Source organism: Sphingomonas sp. EU05-FHT14C10 (assembly GCF_058790595.1).
On record NZ_JBYTEN010000002.1, the window covers coordinates 205304 to 225322 of the forward strand.

The window sequence follows — 20019 nt, forward strand, 5'->3', positions numbered from 1 at the left end:
CCCGCGCCTGACCAGCCCGGATGGGGGCGGCGGCGGCCCATGCCGGTCGCGCCACCGCGCCCCGGCCCGACGCCGCCTTTCCGTCATTGCGAGCGCAGCGAAGCAATCCAGTCCGGCGCCCGGCATCCACTGGATTGCTTCGCTGCGCTCGCAATGACGGCGATTATCGGCCGAACGCCTCGACATAGAGATCGGGCTTGAAGCCCAGCAGCCTGCGGTCGCCCAGATCGAGCAGCGGCCGCTTGATCATCGAAGGCTGCGCGACCATCAGCGCGATCGCCCTGGCCTCGTCCAGCCCCTCGCGATCGGCTTCGGGCAGCTTGCGGAAGGTCGTCCCCGCACGGTTGAGCAGCTTGTCCCACCCCAGCTCGGCCGACCAGCGCGCGAGCGTGGCGGCATCGATCCCTTCCGCCTTGTAGTCGTGAAAGGCGTAGGCGACGCCATGCGCCTCAAGCCAGTTACGCGCCTTCTTGATCGTGTCGCAGTTAACTATACCAAACATGGTTACCGTCATTCGAACCTCTAATTGTTACCTTGGAGCCATCGGCGCGGTCATTCTGGACCGTAGATATCGAGGTCAATCTGCAACCCTCGTTCCGCCAGCCTCAGAACCGTGCTTGCCTGCAACGTCAGTCCCTCATTACCTTCAGTAAGAAAGAGGCCGCAAAACACCCTGCCCCGATAGCGGCTCGCGAGCGTTCGCCATGCAGAAAAGTCATCTGCCATTCGATCCAGCAGCTCGTTAATCTGGCCGTCGAGATCACCCGGCGCCCGACGCTCTGCGATGAGCCGCCAAGAACCAATGGACGCCGTTTTCTCCGCGCCTCCTGAGGTCTGCCAAGTGCCTCCCTTCGAAACTCCTACGGTCGGCTCTGTGCCTAACAACCTAGTTAGCTCTGCCGGTTCAAGCTCATCACCGTAAAATCCGATCGACGCAGCAGATTTGCTCAAAATGCCCATCGTAACAACCTAACAGACGGAGCAGTCAACGACAGAAATCCGTCGGATTACAACGGCTGGCTCTCGCCGAGCATCTGCGCGCATTGAAAATAATTGCTCGCAATTCTTGATGCCGTACATGGTGATCATCACGCACCCTCGCCCGCCATGCCGAGGATCGTCGCCCATTCGTCGTCGGCGATCGGGGTGACGGAGAGGCGGAACTGGCGGAACATCGCCATGCCCTCGAGCTTCGGCTCCGCCTTCATCGCGGCGAGCGTGACGGGGTGGGCGATCTTGCGCACCGGGGCGACCGAAACCGCCGGGAAGCGGCCCTTGGGGTCGGTCGGATCGATATAATGTTCCCTGACGATTCTGGCGATCCCGACGACCGCCAGCCCCTCGTTGGAATGATAGAAGAAGATCTCCTCGCCCAGCTTCATGCTGCGCAGGTAGATCGCCGCCTGATTGTTGCGGACGCCGTCCCACACCGTCTCGCCGTCGCGGATCAGATCGTCGAAGCTGTATTTGAACGGCTCCGACTTCACCAGCCAATGCGCCATCGCCCTGCCCCTCAGAACGCGGCGGTGAGCGGATCGGGGCCGATGCGGTTGCCCGCGCCGTCGAGCGCGTCGATCGCCGCCAGGTCCCCGGCATCGAGCGCGAAGCCGAACACGTCGAAATTCTCGACGATGCGCGAGGGCGTGACCGATTTGGGGATGACGATCAGCCCCTGATCGAGGTGCCAGCGGATGATCGTCTGCGCGGGTGTGCGGCCATGCTTAGCCGCGATCCGCGCGATGACGGGATCGGCGAGCAGCTTGCCCTGCCCCAGCGGGCTCCAGCTTTCGGTACGGATGCCGAGATCGTCGTGGAGCGAGCGCAGTTCGCGCTGCTGGAAATCGGGGTGAAGCTCGATCTGGTTGAGCACCGGGGTCACCCCCGTCGCGTCGATGATCCGATCGAGATGTTCGGACGCAAAGTTGGACACGCCGATCGCGCCGACCCGGCCTTCCTCCTTCAGCCGCACCAGCGCCTTCCAGCTGTCGACATAAAGGCCGCGATGCGGCGACGGCCAGTGGATCAGGTAGAGGTCGGCCTTGTCGATCCCCAGCCGTCCAAGGCTCTTGTCGTAGGCCTTCAGCGCCGAATCATAGCCCTGATCGTCGTTCCACAATTTGGTCGTCACATAGATGTCGTCGCGCGCGACGCCCGAGGCGCGGAGGCCTTCGCCCACACCCTTCTCATTCTGGTAGATGGCGGCGGTATCGACATGGCGATAACCGGCCTTGATCGCGGCGCTCACGGCGGTGACCGCAACGTCGTCGGGCGTCTGCCAGACGCCGAGTCCGATCTGCGGGATAGTGGTGCCGTCGACGAGGGGGAGAAGGGGCTGGTCTGTCATGCCCCACTTCTTAGGCGGCGGCGCGCCCGATCGTCAAAGCCCGAGGTCGGACAGGCCGGGATGATCGTCGGGCCGCCTGCCCAGCAGCCAGTGGAACTTGCGATCGGCTTCGGCGATCGGCAGGTCATTGATGCAGGCGAAGCGGCGCTGCATCAGCCCCTCGGCATCGAACTCCCAATTCTCGTTGCCATAGGATCGGAACCAGTTTCCGCTGTCGTCGCGCCATTCATAGGCGAAGCGCACGGCGATGCGATTGTCGGTGAAGGCCCACAGCTCCTTGATCAGCCGATAATCGAGTTCCCTTGCCCATTTGCGCGTGAGGAATGCGACGATCTCGGCGCGGCCGTTGACGAATTCGGCGCGGTTCCGCCAGTGGCTGTCAGGCGTGTAGACGAGCGAGACGCGCTCAGGATCGCGGCTGTTCCAGCCATCCTCCGCGCCGCGAACCTTCTGGATGGCGCTTTCGAGGGTGAAGGGTGGGGCAATCGTTGCCATGGTCATGTCTCCTGCTGCTGCCAACATGGACCGGCCGGCACCGCCGCCCACCTATACCTGAGTTTGGCATACCTGCGTTTGATTGTTTCGACGCCCCTCCCCACGCGATGAGGACGGGGCCAGATCGGGGGCAGCCATATCGGCGCGGCCCGCGCTGCACAGCGAAGGACAACGGGGATGAAGAGCAGGCCCACGATCGGCGCCCGGCTGGACCAGTTCGGCGCATGGTTCAATTTCGCGCGCAACCAGGGCGGATCGCTGGCCGTGATGCTCGCGACGCTGGGCGTCAGCGGCACGGCCGCCGCGCTTGCCTTACTCCTGGCCCACCGCCTCGCGACAAGCGGCGCCTCAGCGCAGCCGACGATATGACCGGGCGAGGTAGCCGAGTGAGAGGAACATCGCCGAAAGCGCAAGCCCGCCCGAAATGACGCCCGCCGGCGTCATCCGCGCCTGCGCCTGCAACACCGCGCGCTCGCCAATCCGCAGATTGACCGCCGCGCGCATCTCCTCGGGATGATAGTCGCCGGGCGGCGGGGACGGATCGGAAATCACGACGGGCTCGGTCATCGGCATTCCTTTCGCGTTGGTTTCCTCAATCCATTCCGGCGAGACTTGGAATGACGATTATCGCCTGTCCCCCGGACAGGCGTTGATCGTCACTCCCACTCGATCGTGCCCGGCGGCTTTGACGTATAGTCGTAGACCACCCGGTTGATACCCTTCACCTCGTTGATGATCCGCGTCGCCACGCGCGAGAGGAAGGCGGCGTCGAAGGGGTAGATGTCGGCGGTCATGCCGTCGACCGAAGTCACCGCGCGCAGGCCGCAGACCGAGTCATAGGTGCGGTGGTCGCCCATGACGCCCACCGTCCGCACCGGCAGCAGCACGGCGAAGGCCTGCCAGATCGCATCGTAGAGCCCGGCATTGCGGATCTCTTCCAGATAGATGGCATCGGCCTTTCGCAATATGTCGCAACGTTCCTTGCTCACCTCGCCGGGGATACGGATGGCGAGGCCCGGCCCCGGGAAGGGATGGCGGCCGACGAACGCCTCGGTCAGCCCCAGCTCGCGGCCAAGCAGGCGGACCTCGTCCTTGAACAGCTCGCGCAGCGGCTCGACCAGCTTCATGTTCATCCGCTCGGGCAGGCCGCCGACATTGTGGTGGCTCTTGATCGTCACTGAGGGGCCGCCCGAGAAGCTGACGCTCTCGATCACGTCGGGATAGAGCGTACCCTGCGCGAGGAACTCGGCGCCGCCGATCTTCTTCGCCTCGGCCTCGAACACCTCGATGAACGTCTTGCCGATGAACTTGCGCTTGGCTTCTGGATCGGTGACGCCCGCGAGGCCGCCGAGGAACAGCTCCTCCGCATCAACATGGATCAGCGGGATATTGTAATGGTTGCGGAACAGCGAGACGACCTGCTCGCTCTCGCCCGCGCGCATCAGGCCGTGATCGACATAGACGCAGGTCAGCTGGTCGCCGATCGCCTCGTGGATCAGCACCGCCGCAACCGACGAATCGACGCCGCCGGAAAGCCCGCAGATCACCCTGCCCTTGCCGACCTGCTTGCGGATTTCCTCGATCTTGGCGGCGCGGAAGCCGGCCATCGACCAGTCGCCGCCCAGCCCGCAGACATGATGCACGAAATTGGCGATCAGCCTGCTGCCGTCGGGCGTGTGCGCGACTTCGGGGTGGAACTGCACGCCGTAGAAGCGGCGGCTCTCATCCGCCGTAATCGCGAAGGGCGCGCCTTCGGAAACCGCGATCGGGTGGAAGCCTGCGGGCAGGCGCGTCACCTTGTCGCCATGGCTCATCCACACCTGATGGCGCTCGCCCTCGTTCCACAGCCCGTCGAACAGCGCGGAGCGATCCTTGATCTCGACGAAGGCGCGGCCAAACTCGCCCCCCTCGCCCGAAACGACGACTTCGCCGCCCAGCTGCTTGCACATCGTCTGCTGGCCGTAGCAGATGCCGAGGATCGGTAGCCCCGCCTCGAAGAAGCGTTGCGGCGCGGAAGGCGCATTCGCTTCGGTGACCGATGCGGGCCCGCCGGAAAAGATCAGCCCCTTGGGCTTGAGCCGATCGAAGGCGGCGTCGGCGGACTGGAACGGAACGATCTCGCAATAGACGCCCGTCTCGCGCATCCGGCGTGCGATCAGCTGGGTCACCTGGCTGCCGAAATCGACGATGAGGATCGTGTCGTGCGCTTGGTCGGTCATGCGCGCTGTTAAGCAGATGTCACGCGCGGGGGAAGGTGATTCTTTGCCGGGGCGCGCGCGAATATGGAGAGTCGGCGCACCGATCGGGCTCGGTGGCCGCTCTGATCGAACCGCATGAGCGCTCGTCACTCACCCGTTCGTCCCTCGACTGCGCTCGGGACGAACGGCGATCTCAGATCGAAATGCTGTCCTACAGTCGCCGCGCAATGCTATCCTGCGGCCGGGGCACCAGCCCCCGCTCTTTGACATCGCCCGATCTCCGAAGTTGAGAAGACCGCTCCAGCCTCTCAACTTTGTCAACTTTCAGAGACCGGAATCGCGCTTTTCCGCCATTCCCTACATCAGGCAGCGTCACGCTGCCTGCACCGTCATTGCGAGCGCAGCGAAGCAATCCAGCAGTGCCCGGCGCCGAACTGGATTGCTTCGTCGCCATGCTCCTCGCAATGACGGGTCGGCGGCGCCTGAGCCGTCAACGCGCCCGCGTCACGGCGGCCGATGCCGTCGCGACCGGGCGCACCTTCATCCCCGTCCATTTGCCGATAAAGGCCCACTGGTCGGCGGCCTCGTCGATCATCTTGTCGGTCGGCTTGCCCGCGCCGTGCCCGGCGCGCGTCTCGATGCGGATCAGGTGCGGGCGCGGGCCGATCTCGGCGGCCTGCAACGCCGCGGCATATTTGAAGCTGTGGCCGGGGACGACGCGGTCGTCGGTATCGGCAGTCGAGACGAGGATCGCCGGATAGTCCTGCCCGCCCTTGATGTTGTGGTAGGGCGAATAGGCGTAGAGATTGTGGAAATCCTCTTCCTTCTCGGGATAGCCATAATCGTCGACCCAATAGCGCCCGGCGGTGAAGCGGTCGAAGCGCAGCATGTCCATCACCCCCACGGCGGGGAGCGCCGCAGCGAACAGATCGGGCCGCTGATTGACTACCGCGCCCACGAGCAGCCCGCCGTTCGATCCGCCCTGGATGGCAAGCTGGGCGGGCGTCGTGTAGCCGCGCTGGACCAGATATTCGCCCGCCGCGATGAAGTCGTCGAACACATTCTGCTTGTTGGCGAGGCGGCCGCCGTCATGCCACGCCTTGCCATATTCGCCGCCGCCGCGAAGATTGGCGACCGCGAGTATGCCACCCTGCTCCATCCACGCGAGCCGCGCCGCCGAGAAGCCTGGCGTCAGCGAGATGTTGAACCCGCCATAGCCGTAGAGCAGCGTCGGCGACCCCTTCGAGAGGTTGATGCCCTTCTTGTAGACGATGAACATCGGCACGCGCGTGCCGTCGCGCGAGAAGAAGAATTGCTGCTCGACCCGGTAATCCTCGGGATCGAAGCTGACGCGCGGCGCCGCCCAGACGCTCGCCTTCCCCTTCGCCGCATCGTAACGATAGATGGTGCTCGGCCGCGCGAAGCTGGTGAAAGCGAAGAAAGTCTCGCTGCTCCCCGGTTCGCCCCGGAAGCCCGCTGCGCTGCCGATGCCCGGCAGGTCGACCCTGCCCATCTTGCGGCCGTCGAGCCCGTAGCGGCGGACCTTGCTGCGCGCATCGACCAGATAGTCGAGCACCAGCGTGTCGCCGACCAGCGCCGCGCCGTCGAGCGTCGCCAGATCCTCCTCGACGATCACCTTCGCCTTGGGCTCGGGCTGCGACACGTCGATCGTCACGATGCGCAGGCGCGGCGCACCAGCATTGGTCGCGAAATAGAAGATCGGCCCGCGATTGCCGATGTAAGACCAGTTGTTGACGAGGCCGGGGATCAGCGCGCGCGGCTTCGCCTTCGCGTCCTTCAGGTCGACGAGCGTCACTTCGTAGCGATCGTCGGTCCCCTCGGACGTGGTGACGACCAGCCAGCGCCCGTCGTCGGAGACGCGCGCGCCATGGTTCAGCTTCGGCCGGTCGGGCGTCGCGTAGATGAGAACGTCGTCGGCCTGCGGCGTACCGAGGCGGTGATAATAGACCGCCTGATTCTCGTTGACCGCCTGGAACTTCGCGCCGTCGGCCGGGGTCGGGAAGCGCGAATAATAGAAGCCCGATCCGTCGTCGGCCCAGTCGAGGCCGGAGAATTTCACCCAATCGACATGATCGGGCAGAAGTTGCCCGGTCGCGACATCGAGCACATGGATCGTCCGCCAGTCGCTCCCGCCCTCCTGCACCGCATAGGCGACATGCGTACCGTCCTCCGACGGCTGCCAGTCGGCAAGCGCATTGGCGCCGTCCTTCGCCCAGCCATTGGGATCGATCAGCAGCCGTTCCGGCCCGTCGAGGCTGTCGCGTACATAAAGCGGCGACTGGTTCTGCAGGCCGCTGTTATGCGTGTAGAAATAGCGGCTGCCCTTGCGCACGGGCAGGCCGTAGCGCTCATAGTCGAACAGCTGGATCATCCGCCGGCGGAAGACGTCGCGGCCGGGCAGCGTCGCCAGATAGGCGTCGGTCACGCGGTTTTCGGCCGTCACCCAGTCGCGCACGCGCGCATCCTGCCGCACGTCATTTTCGAGCCAGCGATAGGGATCGGAAACCGCAATGCCGAACTGGGTATCGACGATCCCGTCGCGCTCGGTATCGGGATAGGTCAGCTTTGCGGCGGCGGAGGCGGGCGTCTGTGCGTCGGCTTGGGTCATGGCGCTGGCGAGAAGAAGGCTAAAGAGGAACGCACGACGCATCAACGGCTCCGGACATGGAAAGAGGCCGCGACCCTAGCAGTCACGACCTCTTTCTCAAGCCATCGATGTAGCCGCGCGTCGAGCCCGGCCTCGCAGGATCGGCTTACGCCGCGTCCGCGAAATCGTCCTCGGCCTGCACCGGGCCCGAATCCTGGCCCTTGGCGCTCACGTCGCGATCGACGAATTCGATGATCGCGATCGGGGCGGCGTCCGAAGCACGGATGCCGGCCTTGATGACCCGGGTGTAGCCGCCGTTGCGATCGGCGTAGCGCTTGGCCAGCACGTCGAACAGCTTCACCAGCTGTGCGTCGTCGAGCAGGCGGGCGTGCGCCAGACGACGGTTGGAAAGGCCGCCTTTCTTGGCGAGCGTCACCAGCTTCTCGACATAGGGGCGAAGCTCCTTCGCCTTGGCCGTGGTCGTGGTGATCTGCTCATGCTTGATGAGGGCCGCCGCCATGTTGCGGAACAGGGCCGCGCGATGCGAGGCCGTACGCTGAAGTTTCCGTCCACCGACGCGATGACGCATGTTTCTTACTCCGTTCGTTCGAGGGCCGTGTCAGGCACCCTGGACCAGGTGAGGACGGTAAGCTCACCCCGATATTTCCGTCGCGCCTTTTGATTGGCGCCTCTTAAACTGTTCCGTCGCGGCCAAGCCGCGCCGTCGGTCGGGCAATGCCCGCCGGCCGGACCCGGCGATCAACCCGGAATTAGCTGCTCGCCAATCCCGGACGCCGGGTTCAGCCCATGATGTCCTGCTCGAGCTTCTTGGCCATTTCCTCGATATTCTCGGGCGGCCAGCCCGGGATTTCCATGCCGAGGCGGAGGCCCATCGACGAGAGCACTTCCTTGATCTCGTTGAGCGACTTGCGGCCGAAGTTCGGCGTGCGCAGCATCTCGGCCTCGGTCTTCTGGACCAGATCGCCGATGTAGATGATGTTGTCGTTCTTGAGGCAGTTGGCCGAACGCACCGACAGTTCGAGCTCGTCGACCTTCTTGAGAAGGTAGCGGTTGAGCTGGTTCGAATCGCCCGCGCTTTCGGTCGCGACCGGCGCGGCATGGCCGCCTACCGGCGCGGCGGCGGCCGGCAGGCCGTCGTCGAAGTGGACGAAGAGCTGAAGCTGATCCTGCAGGATGCGCGCGGCATAGGCGACCGCGTCTTCCGGCGTGACCGTGCCGTCGGTCTCGACGGTCAGCGTCAGCTTGTCATAGTCGAGCTCCTGCCCGACGCGGGTGTTCTCGACCTTGTAGGCGACCTGGCGCACCGGCGAATAGAGCGCATCGACCGGGATCAGGCCGATCGGCGCGTCCGCCGGACGGTTGGCGGTGGCGGGCACATAGCCCTTACCGATATCGGCCGTCAGCTCCATGTTGAGCGTCGCGCCATCGTCGAGGTGGCAGATCACCAGCTCGGGGTTCATCACTTCGATGTCGCCCGAAACCGCGATGTCACCGGCGGTCACCGCACCGGGGCCGGTGGCCGAGAGCTGGAGGCGCTTCGGCCCCTCGCCCTGCATCTTGAGCGCGACACGCTTCACGTTGAGCACGATATCGGTCACGTCTTCGCGGACGCCCGCGAGCGACGAGAATTCGTGCAGCACATTCTCGATCTTGATCGAGGTGACGGCGGCGCCCTGAAGCGACGAGAGGAGCACGCGGCGCAGCGCGTTGCCGAGCGTCAGGCCGAAGCCGCGCTCAAGCGGCTCGGCGACGAAGGTCGCCTTGCGCTTGCCATCGCCGCTCGGCTTCTTCTCGAGGCCGTTCGGCTTCTTCAGTTCCTGCCAGTTCTTGGAATTAACAGCCACGGTATTCCCCTCGGGCAGTTGGGCGGGGGCGCGTCCGCCCCGGCCGGAAACATGGGAGGCGGCCTCCTGAGAGGCCGCCGGCGGCCGCGTGATCAGACGCGACGACGCTTCGACGGACGCACGCCGTTGTGCGGGATCGGCGTCACGTCGCGGATCGAGGTGATCTGGAAACCGACCGCCTGCAGCGCGCGGAGCGCCGACTCACGGCCCGAACCGGGACCCTTGACCTCGACCTCGAGCGTGCGGACGCCGTGGTCGGCAGCCTTCTTGCCGGCATCCTCGGCCGCGACCTGCGCGGCGTAAGGGGTCGACTTGCGGCTGCCCTTGAAGCCCATCATGCCAGCCGAGGACCAGCTGATCGCATTGCCCTGGGCGTCGGTGATGGTGATCATGGTGTTGTTGAAGCTGGCGTTCACATGAGCGACGCCGGCGGTGATGTTCTTGCGTTCGCGACGGCGAAGACGCTGGGGTTCACGTGCCATATCTGCTGATCCTACCTGAGTTACGGACCGGGAGCCGGACGAGCCGGCTCAACCAGTCTGCTTACTTCTTCTTGCCGGCGATCGGCTTGGCCTTGCCCTTGCGGGTGCGCGCATTGGTATGCGTGCGCTGGCCACGAACCGGAAGGCCCTTGCGATGGCGCAGGCCGCGATAGCAGGCGAGATCCATCAGACGCTTGATGTTCACCGCGGTCTGGCGACGCAGGTCGCCTTCGACGGTGTAATCGGCGTCGATCGCCTCACGAATACGCAGCACTTCCTGGTCCGAAAGGTCCTGGACGCGGCGCTCGTGCGTGATGCCGAGCTTGTCGGCGATCTCGAGAGCCTTGGCGCGGCCGATGCCGTGGATGTAGGTCAGCGCGATGATAACGCGCTTGTTAGTGGGGATGTTGACCCCCGCGATACGTGCCATTTAAGTCTTTCTCCTGCTCCACGGGCCGCTTGGCAGGCTGCCCATCTCATAGCGTCAGCTCCAAAACGCACGCACCCGGCGCGCGCACAGAATCGCCGCCGGGATATGTTGGGTTTCAGAGTGGGGGCGATCTAGGTGTGCGAATCGAGTCTGTCAAGCCGCACACCCCGACGATCGCACCGTCCATAAGGACATAGCATGAAAGAAAGCGGCGACACCCGGGTCGAGGTGCCGCCGCTAAGTCCGACATAGGGAATTGTCATGCGCGGCCGGGGTTGCCAGCCGTGAGTTCCGGATAGCGTGGCCAGACCGCCGAGCGCGTGGGCGGCGCGTGAACTCGCGTTCATGAAGCCCTTCAGCGCGCGGTCTCGGCGGCCTTCTTCAGCCCCTCTATCTGTTCGCCCATCACGGCGTCGACCGGCGCGGCGAGCTTGGCCGCCCCGCCGCGCACATAGCCGCCGACGACATAGCTCATCGTGACGACCGTCCCGCTGGTCTGCGCGTCGAGCTTGAAGGTCAGCGTCCCCGCGACCGCTTCCGCCTGCAGTGGCCCGAATGCGCCGCTGAGACGCAACAGCTTGCCCGGCGCAGCGAAGATGACGCGCGCGTGCTGCACACTCCCGCCGCCCGGCAGCGCTTCGCAGAAGCAGCCGCCCGCGATCGCCTCGAAGCTGAGATTGGCGGCCTTGCCCGAATAGCTATGCGCGCCGCTCCACCATTCGGCCGGCCGCGCGAGCAGGCCGTAGACCCGATCGGCGGGCGCCGCGATGGTGACCGTGCGCGAAATCTCGAACCCGCCGTCGCTCGCCGATTTCACTTCGGCGAGCGCGGGGGCGCCAGCCATGATCAACGTTGTGAGGAGGATCGTCCGCATCGGCTGCTTCCTTTGTCGCTCGCGCCGACTATCCGACGGCGGAGCGACAAAGAAAAGCATCCGGAAGCATGTGTCCGCCCGCAGGTGGAAATCAGCCGCCGATCTTGGGTCCGTCGAGGATGCCCGCAATCGCCGTCGCGACATGCTCGATGTCGGCCATGCCGTCGACATGGCTGACGAGTCCGCGCGCCTCGTAGATCGGCAGGATCGGCGCGGTCTTGGCGCGATATTCGGCCAGGCGCGTCCGCACCGTCTCGGCATTGTCGTCGGGGCGGCGCTTGAACTCGGTCGATCCGCACACGTCGCAGACGCCGGCGACCTTCAGCTGCTTATACTTGTCGTGATAGCCTTCGCCGCACCTGGCACAGGTGTAGCGGCCCTCGACCCGGTCGATCAGCGCCGCCTCGTCCACGACCAGCTCGATCACATGATCGAGCTTGCGGCCATGCGCGTCGAGGATCTGGTCGAGCGATTCAGCCTGTGCGGCGGTACGCGGATAGCCGTCGAAGATCGCGCCCTGCCCCGGCGACATCGTGTCGAGCTTGTCGCCGATCAGGTCAGAGACGATCGCGTCCGAAACGAGCTCGCCCGCGTCCATCACCGCCTTGGCCTTAAGGCCGACGGGCGTGCCCGCCTTCACCGCAGCACGCAGCATGTCGCCGGTCGAAAGCTGCACCATGCCGCGCTCGTCGACGAGCCGGCCCGCCTGGGTCCCCTTCCCCGCCCCCGGCGGTCCAAGCAAAATGATGTTCACCAACACCCCTCCCGCAACCTCTTTATGAGACTCAACGCAGCCTCCCGCCCTTCAGCTTCGCCTTCTTGATGAGGTCGCCATATTGGTGCGCGAGCAGGTGGCTCTGGATCTGCGTCACCGTATCCATCGTCACGTTGACGACGATGAGCAGGCTGGTGCCCCCCAGGTAGAAGGGAATGCCGGCGGCCGAAACCAGATATTCGGGCAGCAGGCAGATCAGCGTGAGATAGGCCGCGCCGATCACCGTGATGCGGGTGAGCACATAATCCAGATAGTCGGCGGTGTTCTTGCCCGGACGGATGCCGGGGATGAAGCCGCCATAACGCTTCAGATTGTCCGCCGTCTCTTCGGGATTGAAGACGACCGCGGTGTAGAAGAAGCAGAAGAAGATGATGCCCGCCGCATAGAGCGCCATGTAGATGGGCGATCCGTGCTGCAGATACTGGTTGAGGGTGATGATGAAGTCACCCCACTTGCTCTCGCCCTGCACGCGCTGGCCGGCGAACTGCGTGATCGTCAGCGGCATCAGCAGCAGCGACGAGGCGAAGATCGGCGGGATCACGCCCGAGGTGTTGATCTTCAGCGGCAGGTGGCTGCGATCCGCCTGCATCAACCCCTGCTGGGTCTGGCGCTTGGGATACTGGATCAGCACGCGGCGCTGCGCACGCTCCATGAAGCAGATGAACGCGACGAGGCCGAGCGCGACGACGACGATGCCGCCGATCAGCAGCGGCGAGATGTTGCCTGTGCGGCCACCCTCGAACAGATTGCCGAGCGTCACCGGAAGCTGGGCGACGATGCCCGCCATGATGATCAGCGAGATGCCGTTGCCGACGCCGCGGCTGGTGATCTGCTCACCCAACCACATCAGGAACATCGTGCCGCCGACCAGCGAGACGACGGCGGTCACGCGAAACAGGATGCCTGGATCGACGACCGCGGCCACGCCCTGCGAGGCGCCGAAGCTCTCGAGGCCGACCGCGATGAAATAGCCCTGAATCGCCGCTAGGCCGACAGTGCCGTAGCGCGTATACTGGTTCAGCCGCTTGCGGCCGCTCTCGCCTTCCTTCTTGATCGCGGCGAGCGCCGGCGACAGCGAGGTCGAGAGCTGCACCACGATCGACGCGGTGATGTAAGGCATCACGCCCAGCGCGATGAGCGACATGCGCGCCAGCGAGCCGCCCGAGAAGGTGTTGAAGAAGTCGAGAACGCCGCCCTGCGTCTGGCGCGCGAGCGCCGAAAGCGCGGTCGGATCGACGCCCGGCAGCGGCACGAAGCTGAGCAGGCGGAAAACGACCAGCGCCCAGAAAGTGAACCACAGGCGCTTCTTGAGTTCGGTCGCCTGTCCGAACTTGGACAGGTTGATGCTGGTCGCCAACTGGTCGGCCCTGGATGCCACGTGCGATACCCCGAAATCGGCCCGGCAATGCTGTCGCCGGACGCTTGAAACGAAAAGACGGCGGGAAGCGTTACCGCTCCCCGCCGCCTCATATAGTGTCCGCGTCGCGCTTGTCTAAGCCCGATCGCGCTGACGCGAGCGGCGGGGCTTAGCCCTTGGCCTTCTTCGCGTCGCGAACGCTGTTCTTCTTTGCAGCGGCCTTCTCGGCAGCCGGCACGACGACGATCACGTCGACCGAACCGCCGGCCTTCTCGATCGCTTCGCGCGCCGACTTCGAAACGCCGGCGACATTGAACGAGAGCTTGGCCGAATAGTCGCCCTTGGCGAGGATGCGGACGCCGTCCTTGCCGCCACGCGCGACACCCGCCGCCTTCAGCGCGGCATGGTCGATCGTGCCCTTGGCATCCAGCTTGCCGGCGTCGACCAGCTTCTGGATCACGCCCAGGTTCACCTGCGCATAGTCCTTGGCGAAGATGTTGTTGAAGCCGCGCTTCGGCAGACGCATGTGGAGCGGCATCTGACCGCCCTCGAAGCCGTTGATCGAAACGCCTTCGCGGCTCTTCTGGCCCTTCTGGCCGCGGCCCGAAGTCTTGCCCTTGCCCGAGCCGATGCCCCGGCCGACGCGCATGCGGCCCTTACGGGCGCCGTCATTGTCGCGGATGTCGTTGAGTTTCATGTCAGTGCACTCGCTTTCGCTTTTGTCGCGCAGGGAGGGGTCGGCTTAGCCGACCACCTCGACCATGTGCTGAACTTTCTTGATCATGCCACGGACCTCGGGGCTGTCTTCCAGCTCCGAGACCTTGTGCATCTTGTTGAGGCCCAGGCCGACGAGCGTCGCGCGCTGGTCCTTGGTGCGGCGGATGGGCGAACCCGTCTGCTTGACCTTGATCTTCGCCATGATCGATTACTCCGCGATCGCTTCGGCTTCGGCCTGCGCCGCCGCCTTGTCGGCACCGCCACGGCCGAGCAGGTCGGCGATCTTCTTGCCGCGACGCTGCGCCACCGTCTTGGGGCTCGACTGATCCGTGAGCGCCTCGAAGGTCGCGCGGATCATGTTGTAGGGGTTCGACGTACCGGTCGACTTGGTGACGACGTCGGCCACGCCCAGGCTCTCGAACACCGCGCGCATCGGACCGCCGGCGATGATGCCGGTGCCCTGCGGGGCCGAACGGACATAGACCTTGCCGGCGCCGAAGTGGCCCGCACCGTCATGGTGCAGCGTCCGGCCCTCGCGCAGCGGCACGCGGACCATCTTCTTCTTGGCCGAGGCAGTCGCCTTCGAGATCGCCTCAGGCACCTCGCGCGCCTTGCCATGGCCGAAGCCGACACGGCCTTTGCCATCGCCGACCACGACGAGCGCGGCGAAACCGAAGCGCTTACCGCCCTTCACGGTCTTCGAGACGCGGTTGATGTGAACCAGCTTCTCGATCAGCTCTTCGCCGCCTTCCTCCTGGTTGGCGCCGCGACGATCGTCACGACGACCACGGCCGCCGCCTTCGCGACCGCCACGGCCACCGCGACCACCACGGCCGCCGCGCGGGCCACGGCCCTGGGCTTCACCACCCTCGGCGGCGACTTCCGGCTGGATTTCGATCCCGTCAGCCATAATCAGAACTCCAATCCGCCTTCACGCGCGGCATCCGCCAGCGCCTTGACGCGTCCGTGAAACAGGAAACCGCCGCGATCGAACACCACCTGGGTGACGCCCGCCTTCTTCGCGGCCTCAGCAACGCGCTTGCCGACTTCGGCAGCCGCGGCGGAGGTCGCGCCGCTCTGGCCGCGCACATCCTTCTCGAGGGTCGAAGCCGAAGCGACGGTCTTGCCCGCCGCATCGTCGATCACCTGAGCATAGATGTGACGACCCGAACGATGGATCGAAAGCCGGGGGCGACCGCCCGAACGCGCACGGAGCGCGGTGCGGACCCGCTGGCGACGCTTTTCGAAGAGAGACAGCTTTGCCATGTTACTTCTTCTTCCCTTCCTTGCGGAAGATGAACTCGCCGCGATACTTGATGCCCTTGCCCTTGTACGGCTCGGGCTTGCGCCAGCGACGGATCTCCGCGGCGACCTGGCCGACCTGCTGCTTGTCGATGCCGCTGATCTGGACCGTGGTCTGATCAGGGGTCACGATCGTGATGCCTTCCGGCACCGCGAAATCGACATCGTGGCTGTAGCCGAGCTGCAGCTTCAGGTTCTTGCCCTGAAGATTGGCGCGGTAGCCGACGCCGGTGATCTCGAGGGTCTTCGAGAAGCCCTCGGTCACACCGGTGACCAGGTTCTGCACCATCGTGCGCTGCATGCCCCAGAAGGAGCGCGCACGCTTGGTGGCGTTCGACGGCTGCACCGAGATGCTGCCATCCTCGATCGCATAGCTCACGTCGTCGGCGAGCGTCATGGTCAGCGTGCCCTTGGGGCCCTTGACCGACAGCGTACCCGACTCGATGGTGGCGGTGACGCCCGCCGGCACGACGACCGGCTTCTTACCGATGCGGCTCATCAGAAGACCTCCGCGAGAACCTCGCCGCCGACATTCTGCTCGCGCGCTTCCGCGTCGGAGAGAACGCCCTTGGGCGTGGAGACGATGGTGATGCCAAGGCCGTTGCGAACGCGCGGCAGTTCTTTGGAACCCGAATAGACGCGGCGGCCCGGCTTCGAGATGCGCGCGACATGCTGGATCGCGGGCTGGCCCTCGAAATATTTCAGCTCGATGCGAAGCCCGGCGTGGCCGGCCACTTCTTCCTCGCTGTAGCCACGGATGTAGCCTTCGCGCTGGAGCACGTCGAGCACGCGGACGCGCAGCTTCGAGCCCGGCGAAAGGACGCTGTCCTTGCGCGCGCGCTGGCCGTTGCGGATGCGGGTGAGCAGATCACCCAGGGGATCGGTCAATGCCATATCTTCTGACCCTTACCAGCTCGACTTCGTGACGCCGGGGATCAGGCCCTTGTTGGCCAGATCACGCAGCTGCACGCGGCAGAGACGGAACTTGCGGTAGTAAGCACGCGGACGGCCGGTGATCTCGCAACGATTGCGGATACGGGTCGGGTTCGCGTTGCGCGGCAGCTCGGCCATCTTCAGGCGCGCGATCAGGCGCTCGGTCTCGTCGAGCGACTTGTCCGCCGCGACCGCCTTCAGCTTGGCATACTTGCCGGCATACTGCTTAACGAGCTTCTTGCGACGCTCGTTCTTGTTGATCGAACTCAGTTTCGCCATGACTTAAGTTCTCTTTCCTTCAATCTCTACGGGCGCGGCCAATCAGGCCGCCTGCTTCTCGGCTTCACCTTCCTTGGGGAAGGGGAAACCGAAGAGGCGGAGCAGTTCGCGCGCCTCGTCGTCGGTCTTCGCAGTCGTGGTGACGATCACGTCCATGCCGCGGATCTGGTCGACCTGGTCATAGTTGATCTCGGGGAACACGAGCTGCTCCTTCAGACCGCAAGCATAGTTGCCACGGCCGTCGAAGGACTTCGGGTTCAGGCCGCGGAAGTCGCGAACGCGCGGAAGCGCGATCGTGATGAAGCGGTCCAGAAACTCGTACATACGCTCGCGACGCAGAGTCACCTTGGCGCCGATCGCCATGCCTTCACGCAGCTTGAACTGCGCGATCGACTTCTTGGCGCGGGTCACAACGGGCTTCTGGCCGGCGATGCGCTCCATCTCCGAAGCCGCGCTCTCGACCTTCTTGCGGTCCTGGGTGGCGTCGCCGACACCCATGTTGAGCACGATCTTCTCGATGCGCGGGATCTGCATGACGTTCGCATAACCGAACTTCTCGGTCATCGCCTTGGCGATGCGCTCGTCATACATCTTCTTCAGGCGGGGCACATAAGTGTCAGCCATTGATGGTCTCCCCGGACTTGACGGCCACGCGGACCTTCTTTCCGTCCTTGATCTCGAAGCGGACGCGGGTCGGCTTGCCGGTCTTCGGGTCGGCAACAGCCACCTTCGACACGTGCAGCGGCGCTTCGCGACGCTCGAGCCCGCCCTGCGGATTCGCCTGGTCGGGCTTGCGATGACGCACGGCCACGTTGATGCCCGAGACGATCACCTTGCCTTCCTTCGGCAGCGACTTGGTGACTTCGCCGGTGCGGCCCTTGTCCTTGCCGGACAGGACGACGACCTTGTCACCCTTCTTGATCTTCGCGGCAGCCATCACAGCACCTCCGGCGCGAGCGAAACGATCTTCATGTGCTTCTTGCCGCGCAGTTCGCGCACGACCGGCCCAAAGATACGGGTGCCGATCGGCTCCTCGTTCTTGTTCACCAGCACAGCCGCATTGGTGTCGAAACGGATGGTCGAACCGTCGGGACGATGAATGTCCTTCGCGGTGCGCACGATCACCGCACGGTGAACGTCACCCTTCTTCACCTTGCCGCGCGGGGCCGCTTCCTTGACGGAGACGACGATGATGTCGCCCACGCCAGCGAAACGGCGCTTCGAACCGCCCAGCACCTTGATGCACTGCACTCGCTTCGCGCCGCTGTTGTCGGCGACGTCGAGATTGGATTGCATCTGGATCATCGATCCAATTCCTTCTTCTCAAACATCAGCCCCGTCTCCGGGGAAGACGGGTTAAACCTCGACCGCTTCCGGGGTCTTGTGGGTATCGACGCGCTCGATGACCTTCCAGGTCTTCAGCTTCGAAATCGGGGCGGTCTCTTCGATCCGCACCGTATCGCCCGTGTGATAGGCATTGGCCTCGTCATGGGCGTGATACTTCTTCGAGCGGCGGATGATCTTGCCGTAGAGCGGGTGCTTGACCTTGCGCTCCACACGGACGACCACCGTCTTGTCGGTCTTGTCGGACACCACCTGTCCGGTCAGCACGCGCTTCGGCATGTCTCGTCTTCCTTACTTCGCGGCCGAGCGCGTGCGCTCGTTCTGCAGCGTCTTGATGCGGGCGATGGTGCGACGCACCTCACGGACCCGCGACGGCTTCTCGAGCTGGTTGGTCGCGGCCTGGAAGCGCAGGTTGAACGCCTCGCGCTTCAGCTCGCCCAGCTGCTCGTTCAGCTGATCGTCGGTCTTCACCTTCAGATCGTCCTTGGCCATCACTCGGCTCCCAGGTGCGAGGTGTCGCCAAGACGGGCGACGACCTTGGTCTTGATCGGCAGCTTCATCGCGGCGCGGGCGAAAGCCACGGCGGCGATCGGACCGGGAACCCCGTCCAGCTCGAACAGGATACGGCCAGGCTTCACGCGGGCGGCCCAATATTCGGGCGCGCCCTTGCCCGAACCCATGCGAACTTCGGCAGGCTTCGACGAAACCGGCACGTCCGGGAACACGCGGATCCACAAACGCCCCTGGCGCTTGATGTGACGCGTGATCGCGCGGCGCGCGGCCTCGATCTGGCGAGCGGTGATCCGCTCCGGTTCCATCGCCTTCAGCCCGTAGGAGCCGAAGTTGAGCGACGTGCCGCCCTTCGCATCGCCATGGATGCGGCCCTTGAAGGCCTTGCGGAATTTGGTGCGCTTCGGTTGCAGCATCTCTTTGGTTCCTTAACGCGCCGGACGGACGCCGGAGGTCTGAGCCTCCATCATCAGCCGGTCCTGCGCGAGCGGGTCATGACCCAGAATCTCGCCCTTGAAGATCCAGACCTTCACGCCGCACACGCCATAGGCGGTGTGGGCTTCGGCCTCGGCATAGTCGACGTTCGCGCGCAGCGTGTGCAGCGGAACGCGGCCTTCGCGATACCATTCGGTGCGCGCGATCTCGGCACCGCCGAGACGACCACCGCAGGTGATGCGGATGCCCTCGGCGCCAAGACGCAGAGCCGACTGAACCGCACGCTTCATCGCGCGACGGAAAGCGACGCGACGCTCAAGCTGATCGGCAACACCCTGCGCGACGAGCTTGGCGTCGATCTCGGGCTTGCGGATCTCGACGATGTTCAGCGAGACGTCCGAAGAGGTCATCGCGCCCAGCGTCTTGCGGAGCTTCTCGATGTCCGCGCCCTTCTTGCCGATGATCACGCCGGGGCGCGCGGCATAGATGGAGATGCGGCACAGCTTTGCCGGACGCTCGATCACGACCTTCGAGATCGCGGCCTGCGGCAGGTTCTTCATGATGTACTTGCGGATCTTCAGATCCTCGAGCAGCAGCCGGCCATAGTCATGGCCTTCGGCGAACCAGCGGCTGTCCCAGGTGCGGTTGATCTGCAGGCGCAGGCCGATCGGATTGGACTTCTGACCCATGACTTATGCCTCTTCCTGCTCGCGGACGACGATCCGAACCCGGCTGAACGGCTTCAGGATGCGCGTCGACTTGCCGCGGCCGCGGGTCGCGAAGCGCTTCATCGTGATCGACTTGCCGACCGAAGCCTCGGCGACGACGAGCGCGTCGACGTCGAGATTGTGGTTGTTTTCCGCGTTGGCGATGGCCGAGGCCAGAACCTTGCGGACGTCGACCGCCATCGCCTTCGTGGAGAAGGTGAGGATGTTGAGCGCGTCACCGGCCTTCTTGCCGCGGATCAGGCCCGCGACGAGGTTCAGCTTCTGCGCGCTGCCGCGCACCGAAGTGTTGACCGCGAGTGCTTCCTTGTCGCCGACGCGACGGGGTGCTGCTGGCTTGCCCATT

Annotated in this window: 31 protein-coding genes; 1 reads left to right on the forward strand and 30 read right to left on the reverse strand. The window is 64.8% G+C overall.

Annotation, left to right across the window (positions count from 1 at the left end):
* Positions 1-163: 163 nt before the first annotated feature.
* The 5 genes from AC3WT0_RS03655 to AC3WT0_RS03675 all read right to left on the reverse strand — a co-directional run bounded on the left by AC3WT0_RS03655 (position 164) and on the right by AC3WT0_RS03675 (position 2839).
* Complete coding sequence (locus AC3WT0_RS03655) at positions 164-514, reverse strand: ArsC family reductase (RefSeq protein ID WP_492751542.1); 351 nt, start codon at positions 512-514, stop codon at positions 164-166.
* 38 nt (positions 515-552) lie between these two features.
* Positions 553-960: a DUF4279 domain-containing protein gene (locus AC3WT0_RS03660; protein ID WP_492751545.1), complete on the reverse strand. Its 408-nt coding sequence runs from the start codon at positions 958-960 to the stop codon at positions 553-555.
* 128 nt (positions 961-1088) lie between these two features.
* Positions 1089-1502 carry an EVE domain-containing protein gene (locus tag AC3WT0_RS03665; protein ID WP_492751547.1) on the reverse strand — a complete coding sequence of 138 codons (414 nt, stop codon included), beginning with the start codon at positions 1500-1502 and terminating at the stop codon, positions 1089-1091.
* A gap of 11 nt (positions 1503-1513) precedes the next feature.
* Complete coding sequence (locus AC3WT0_RS03670; RefSeq protein WP_492751549.1) at positions 1514-2344, reverse strand: aldo/keto reductase; 831 nt, start codon at positions 2342-2344, stop codon at positions 1514-1516.
* A gap of 33 nt (positions 2345-2377) precedes the next feature.
* The gene (locus AC3WT0_RS03675) at positions 2378-2839 is read right to left on the reverse strand and encodes a nuclear transport factor 2 family protein (protein WP_492751552.1); all 462 of its coding nucleotides are present in this window, start codon (positions 2837-2839) and stop codon (positions 2378-2380) included.
* A gap of 177 nt (positions 2840-3016) precedes the next feature.
* On the opposite strand from AC3WT0_RS03675, the gene AC3WT0_RS03680 reads away from it, so the two are divergent.
* Positions 3017-3208: a hypothetical protein gene (locus AC3WT0_RS03680; protein ID WP_492751554.1), complete on the forward strand. Its 192-nt coding sequence runs from the start codon at positions 3017-3019 to the stop codon at positions 3206-3208.
* Here the strand turns inward: AC3WT0_RS03680 and AC3WT0_RS03685 are convergent.
* The 25 genes from AC3WT0_RS03685 to rplV all read right to left on the reverse strand — a co-directional run bounded on the left by AC3WT0_RS03685 (position 3188) and on the right by rplV (position 20018).
* Positions 3188-3406, reverse strand: coding sequence for a hypothetical protein (locus AC3WT0_RS03685; protein ID WP_492751556.1), 219 nt, complete (start codon positions 3404-3406; stop codon positions 3188-3190). The two genes, AC3WT0_RS03680 and AC3WT0_RS03685, sit on opposite strands and share 21 nt — an antisense overlap.
* Positions 3407-3495: 89 nt before the next feature.
* Positions 3496-5058: a glutamine-hydrolyzing GMP synthase gene (gene guaA, locus AC3WT0_RS03690; RefSeq protein WP_492751557.1), complete on the reverse strand. Its 1563-nt coding sequence runs from the start codon at positions 5056-5058 to the stop codon at positions 3496-3498.
* A gap of 469 nt (positions 5059-5527) precedes the next feature.
* Complete coding sequence (locus tag AC3WT0_RS03695; RefSeq protein WP_492751559.1) at positions 5528-7708, reverse strand: prolyl oligopeptidase family serine peptidase; 2181 nt, start codon at positions 7706-7708, stop codon at positions 5528-5530.
* A 103-nt stretch (positions 7709-7811) separates the two neighbouring features.
* Positions 7812-8234 (reverse strand): 50S ribosomal protein L17, encoded by a 423-nt coding sequence (rplQ, locus tag AC3WT0_RS03700; protein WP_492751561.1) that lies wholly within the window; start codon positions 8232-8234, stop codon positions 7812-7814.
* Positions 8235-8445: 211 nt separating this feature from the next.
* Positions 8446-9510 carry a DNA-directed RNA polymerase subunit alpha gene (locus AC3WT0_RS03705; RefSeq protein ID WP_492751563.1) on the reverse strand — a complete coding sequence of 355 codons (1065 nt, stop codon included), beginning with the start codon at positions 9508-9510 and terminating at the stop codon, positions 8446-8448.
* A 92-nt stretch (positions 9511-9602) separates the two neighbouring features.
* The gene (gene rpsK, locus AC3WT0_RS03710; protein WP_293854988.1) at positions 9603-9992 is read right to left on the reverse strand and encodes a 30S ribosomal protein S11; all 390 of its coding nucleotides are present in this window, start codon (positions 9990-9992) and stop codon (positions 9603-9605) included.
* Between the two features lie 61 nt (positions 9993-10053).
* Positions 10054-10422 carry a 30S ribosomal protein S13 gene (gene rpsM / locus AC3WT0_RS03715; protein ID WP_492751569.1) on the reverse strand — a complete coding sequence of 123 codons (369 nt, stop codon included), beginning with the start codon at positions 10420-10422 and terminating at the stop codon, positions 10054-10056.
* Between the two features lie 355 nt (positions 10423-10777).
* A complete protein-coding gene (locus tag AC3WT0_RS03720; RefSeq protein ID WP_492751571.1) occupies positions 10778-11296 on the reverse strand; it encodes an SRPBCC family protein in 519 nt (172 codons plus the stop codon).
* A 91-nt stretch (positions 11297-11387) separates the two neighbouring features.
* A complete protein-coding gene (locus AC3WT0_RS03725) occupies positions 11388-12050 on the reverse strand; it encodes an adenylate kinase (RefSeq protein WP_492751573.1) in 663 nt (220 codons plus the stop codon).
* A gap of 31 nt (positions 12051-12081) precedes the next feature.
* A complete protein-coding gene (secY, locus tag AC3WT0_RS03730; RefSeq protein ID WP_492751574.1) occupies positions 12082-13449 on the reverse strand; it encodes a preprotein translocase subunit SecY in 1368 nt (455 codons plus the stop codon).
* Between the two features lie 148 nt (positions 13450-13597).
* Entirely contained in the window at positions 13598-14125 is a 528-nt protein-coding gene (gene rplO / locus AC3WT0_RS03735; protein ID WP_492751576.1) for a 50S ribosomal protein L15, read from the reverse strand.
* A gap of 45 nt (positions 14126-14170) precedes the next feature.
* Positions 14171-14347 (reverse strand): 50S ribosomal protein L30, encoded by a 177-nt coding sequence (rpmD, locus tag AC3WT0_RS03740; RefSeq protein WP_492751579.1) that lies wholly within the window; start codon positions 14345-14347, stop codon positions 14171-14173.
* Positions 14348-14353: 6 nt separating this feature from the next.
* Positions 14354-15055, reverse strand: a complete 702-nt coding sequence (gene rpsE / locus AC3WT0_RS03745; protein ID WP_492751580.1) for a 30S ribosomal protein S5 — start codon at positions 15053-15055, stop codon at positions 14354-14356.
* Positions 15056-15057: 2 nt separating this feature from the next.
* Positions 15058-15411: a 50S ribosomal protein L18 gene (gene rplR, locus AC3WT0_RS03750; protein WP_492751581.1), complete on the reverse strand. Its 354-nt coding sequence runs from the start codon at positions 15409-15411 to the stop codon at positions 15058-15060.
* Between the two features lies 1 nt (position 15412).
* Positions 15413-15946: a 50S ribosomal protein L6 gene (gene rplF / locus AC3WT0_RS03755; RefSeq protein ID WP_492751583.1), complete on the reverse strand. Its 534-nt coding sequence runs from the start codon at positions 15944-15946 to the stop codon at positions 15413-15415.
* The gene (gene rpsH / locus AC3WT0_RS03760) at positions 15946-16341 is read right to left on the reverse strand and encodes a 30S ribosomal protein S8 (RefSeq protein WP_492751585.1); all 396 of its coding nucleotides are present in this window, start codon (positions 16339-16341) and stop codon (positions 15946-15948) included. The genes rplF and rpsH overlap by 1 nt, the downstream gene beginning before the upstream one ends.
* 12 nt (positions 16342-16353) lie before the next feature.
* Complete coding sequence (gene rpsN, locus AC3WT0_RS03765) at positions 16354-16659, reverse strand: 30S ribosomal protein S14 (protein WP_492751587.1); 306 nt, start codon at positions 16657-16659, stop codon at positions 16354-16356.
* Positions 16660-16701: 42 nt separating this feature from the next.
* Positions 16702-17283 (reverse strand): 50S ribosomal protein L5, encoded by a 582-nt coding sequence (rplE, locus tag AC3WT0_RS03770; protein ID WP_492751589.1) that lies wholly within the window; start codon positions 17281-17283, stop codon positions 16702-16704.
* Complete coding sequence (gene rplX / locus AC3WT0_RS03775) at positions 17276-17596, reverse strand: 50S ribosomal protein L24 (protein ID WP_492751590.1); 321 nt, start codon at positions 17594-17596, stop codon at positions 17276-17278. The genes rplE and rplX overlap by 8 nt, the downstream gene beginning before the upstream one ends.
* Positions 17596-17964, reverse strand: coding sequence for a 50S ribosomal protein L14 (rplN, locus tag AC3WT0_RS03780; RefSeq protein WP_492751592.1), 369 nt, complete (start codon positions 17962-17964; stop codon positions 17596-17598). The genes rplX and rplN overlap by 1 nt, the downstream gene beginning before the upstream one ends.
* A gap of 51 nt (positions 17965-18015) precedes the next feature.
* Positions 18016-18282, reverse strand: coding sequence for a 30S ribosomal protein S17 (rpsQ, locus tag AC3WT0_RS03785; protein WP_492751593.1), 267 nt, complete (start codon positions 18280-18282; stop codon positions 18016-18018).
* A gap of 12 nt (positions 18283-18294) precedes the next feature.
* Positions 18295-18495, reverse strand: coding sequence for a 50S ribosomal protein L29 (rpmC, locus tag AC3WT0_RS03790; RefSeq protein WP_492751595.1), 201 nt, complete (start codon positions 18493-18495; stop codon positions 18295-18297).
* Positions 18495-18929 carry a 50S ribosomal protein L16 gene (rplP, locus tag AC3WT0_RS03795; RefSeq protein ID WP_492751597.1) on the reverse strand — a complete coding sequence of 145 codons (435 nt, stop codon included), beginning with the start codon at positions 18927-18929 and terminating at the stop codon, positions 18495-18497. The genes rpmC and rplP overlap by 1 nt, the downstream gene beginning before the upstream one ends.
* Positions 18930-18941: 12 nt before the next feature.
* Positions 18942-19637: a 30S ribosomal protein S3 gene (gene rpsC / locus AC3WT0_RS03800; protein WP_492751599.1), complete on the reverse strand. Its 696-nt coding sequence runs from the start codon at positions 19635-19637 to the stop codon at positions 18942-18944.
* 3 nt (positions 19638-19640) lie between these two features.
* A complete protein-coding gene (gene rplV, locus AC3WT0_RS03805; protein ID WP_492751601.1) occupies positions 19641-20018 on the reverse strand; it encodes a 50S ribosomal protein L22 in 378 nt (125 codons plus the stop codon).
* Position 20019 lies beyond the last annotated feature (1 nt).